This window comes from Okeania sp. SIO2F4, from assembly GCF_010672385.1.
GTDB lineage: Bacteria > Cyanobacteriota > Cyanobacteriia > Cyanobacteriales > Microcoleaceae > Trichodesmium.
This window is the reverse complement of the sequence record NZ_JAAHGT010001150.1, coordinates 1-2,652: the sequence shown is the minus strand read 5'-3', so window position 1 is coordinate 2,652 and position 2,652 is coordinate 1. Positions and strand designations below refer to the sequence as shown.

Sequence of the window (2,652 nt, the reverse complement as noted above, 5' to 3'; positions counted from 1 at the left end):
AGGGGTTGATCCTGATTCTGTCTAATATCAAACCCGTTGTAAGCTTACATCAAGTCCTCAAGTCCAGGTCTAGTAGTGGACTGTTTAAGCTAAAACTGTGCATTAGATTTTTGCCTATAATTCTTGTTCTGGCAAGGTTTGACCCTTTTTTACTAATGCACCATTTAAGATGAAACAATCCAGTAAGGTGCGTATTTATTTTGGGGCGGGTTTATATTTAGTTAATGCTTAAACTCCTTAATTTAACGTGAAACCCGCCCCTACTATTGCAACATTTTAGGTGTGTCAGGCCAGTAGTATCTGCCAAGTGATTAGAGAAAAAGGCGATCGCCCTTTTTTTTCTAGCTTTCCAAATATCAACAAAACAAATTTGATTCAGCTAGTTCCACTTCTTGCTGCTAAGTAGTTCAATAATTAATAGAGTTGTCGCTAAATAGAGGGGAAAAATCGCTCAAACCTAGACAGAGCAAAAATTCCAGGTGTTTTTACTCGGAAAGACTTATAATCCTTACAGGACAAGGCTTTCGGAATTTTTTAAGCTTATAAAGCGACAAGTCTAATAATTATAGCGGTTTTCACAAAGGTAGACTACGAAAATTCTTCCTTCTTCCTTCTTCCTTCTTCCTTTCAACCCAAATCTCTGTACTCTATATTAATGAAAATTGCTATAATAATTAGCTCTTCTGTAATAGAAGGATTGTCTAAAAGGATTTTTTTTCTCCATAAATGGAGAGGCTTTATACCTGAATTTTTCGGTAAGCATAAATAAACGCAAAGTAATAAAAAGTTTTTGTTTGTAGTAATGCTTGAACAATATCTATCTTAAGGACTAAAGTCCTACTACAAGCTTTAATTATAATTATTCAACATTACTTAGACTCAATACTACTTAATATCTCTAGAAATTCTTTGATAACTAAATCCGGTTCTAGAAAACACCTCAGATCGTCGTAATGTTTAATAATATCAATATTAGTATTTTGTAATAAGCGATCGCTATTTTTTTCTGTCTGACTACCTACCCCATTATTTAATCCTTTTTCTGTCTCATCAATTTCTATAATTCCTAGTTTTCCTGCATAGTAAATTACAAAATTAGGCTGCAAATTACACTTACCTTCTGGAGCGGTCAATCTAATATTTGGGTTCACAAAAAAAGTCACACCTATACTGTCTAAAGCTTCAGCCATTTTTGTTTCAGCTTCTTGTAGTAAAGACTGAGAATGTTTAGAAAATCGTGAGTTGTTATGATTATTTTCTGATTCTGGAGTAGTAATTATTCTGTCTTGATTTTCTTGTTCTTCAGCAGTCCTGAATTTATCTGTATATAATTGACTGCATTGAGATTTTGCTTTATTTTTAGCACCACAACTAAAGTTCATCTCAAAAACATTACGATTAAAAGTAATATGCTGTCGCCTCAGATGGCGATTAATTACTGACTTTAGATTACCTTTTTTTACCTTTTCACCAAAAGCCAATTATAGACATTTCCAAAGTTTAGATGCCGTGGATTTAATATATTCATATTCATAACCATAAACCTTTGCTATCTCCTGATAAGAACATCTCCCCTGCCAACATTCCCGGAAGATAATCTCTTGTACATCTGTAAAATTACTGTCTTCATCTAAGACAAACTCTACTATATCCAAGGCATCACTTACATTCATTGTTCCACTTTTTTGCCCAAATAATATTTAACAAAAAGGCTGTTATTTCCCAATTAATAAAAATATAAACTGGTTACTTTTTGACACTTTTTATCACTGACAAATCCTCTCTAAGACAAATATCATAACTATTGATAACTCAACCAATTTTTATCAACTTTTTAAGCGTAAAAAACTCATCAATTACTCAGAGGAATTTACCATGTTTATGCCAGGCGATATTAATAATTTAAGTGATTTAACGGGTGTTAATTCAGAAACAACAAATACAATTATACCAGAAATAGAGATTAATGATCCATTAATATTTACTCCTAGTGCCGAATCATTTTCTGTGCCAATTACACAGCTAAATAGTTTAGATAATATAATTCTACCTGAAAATTTACCAATTTATGAACCAACAGTAAATATTTCTACAGATGAATTGCTAGATACTTTGACTGGCGAGGCGATCGTACAGGTGATTAATCAAGCCGTAATTGAAGGCAATCAATATTTACAGGAATTTGCAGCAAACCCAGAATTTGAGGCAAACATGGATTTGGCCTTTGGGGAAAATTGGGACAAACAAGCCAATATTAGTCTGCCAGCGATCAGGGTTATTTCATCTGCTGAGATTAATGGAGCCAATGGTGCATTTGCTGAAGCAACCGATACTGTTTATCTATCTAAGGAATTTTTAGCCCAAAACTTGGAGAATATTGGGGAAGTAACGGATGTTTGGTTAGAGGAATTTGGACATTATATTGATTCGCAGATAAATATTGTTGATACCCAGGGGGATGAAGGAGCAATTTTTAGTGCCGTGGTGCAAGGGAAAGATTTGAGTGAGGCAGATCTCACGGGGTTACAAGCTAGTTGAAAGCTATATATAGAGACGAATTTGCGTTCGGGAACTGAAGAATACTTCAACTAAAATCAAACTCTTATTGAGAATGAATGAGGTGTAGTGCGTTAGAAGAGCTAACGCACTACA

General features: G+C 34.0%; 3 protein-coding genes. 1 reads left to right on the top strand and 2 read right to left on the bottom strand.

Annotation, left to right across the window (positions count from 1 at the left end; genetic code table 11):
* Positions 1–869: 869 nt before the first annotated feature.
* Positions 870–1,481: a hypothetical protein gene (locus F6K22_RS38220; RefSeq protein WP_293110096.1), complete on the bottom strand. Its 612-nt coding sequence runs from the start codon at positions 1,479–1,481 to the stop codon at positions 870–872.
* Positions 1,482–1,673: a helix-turn-helix domain-containing protein gene (locus F6K22_RS38215; protein WP_293110094.1), complete on the bottom strand. Its 192-nt coding sequence runs from the start codon at positions 1,671–1,673 to the stop codon at positions 1,482–1,484.
* Positions 1,674–1,875: 202 nt separating this feature from the next.
* Between F6K22_RS38215 and F6K22_RS38210 the strand changes: the two genes are divergently transcribed.
* Complete coding sequence (locus F6K22_RS38210; RefSeq protein WP_293110092.1) at positions 1,876–2,538, top strand: hypothetical protein; 663 nt, start codon at positions 1,876–1,878, stop codon at positions 2,536–2,538.
* Positions 2,539–2,652: the final 114 nt, after the last annotated feature.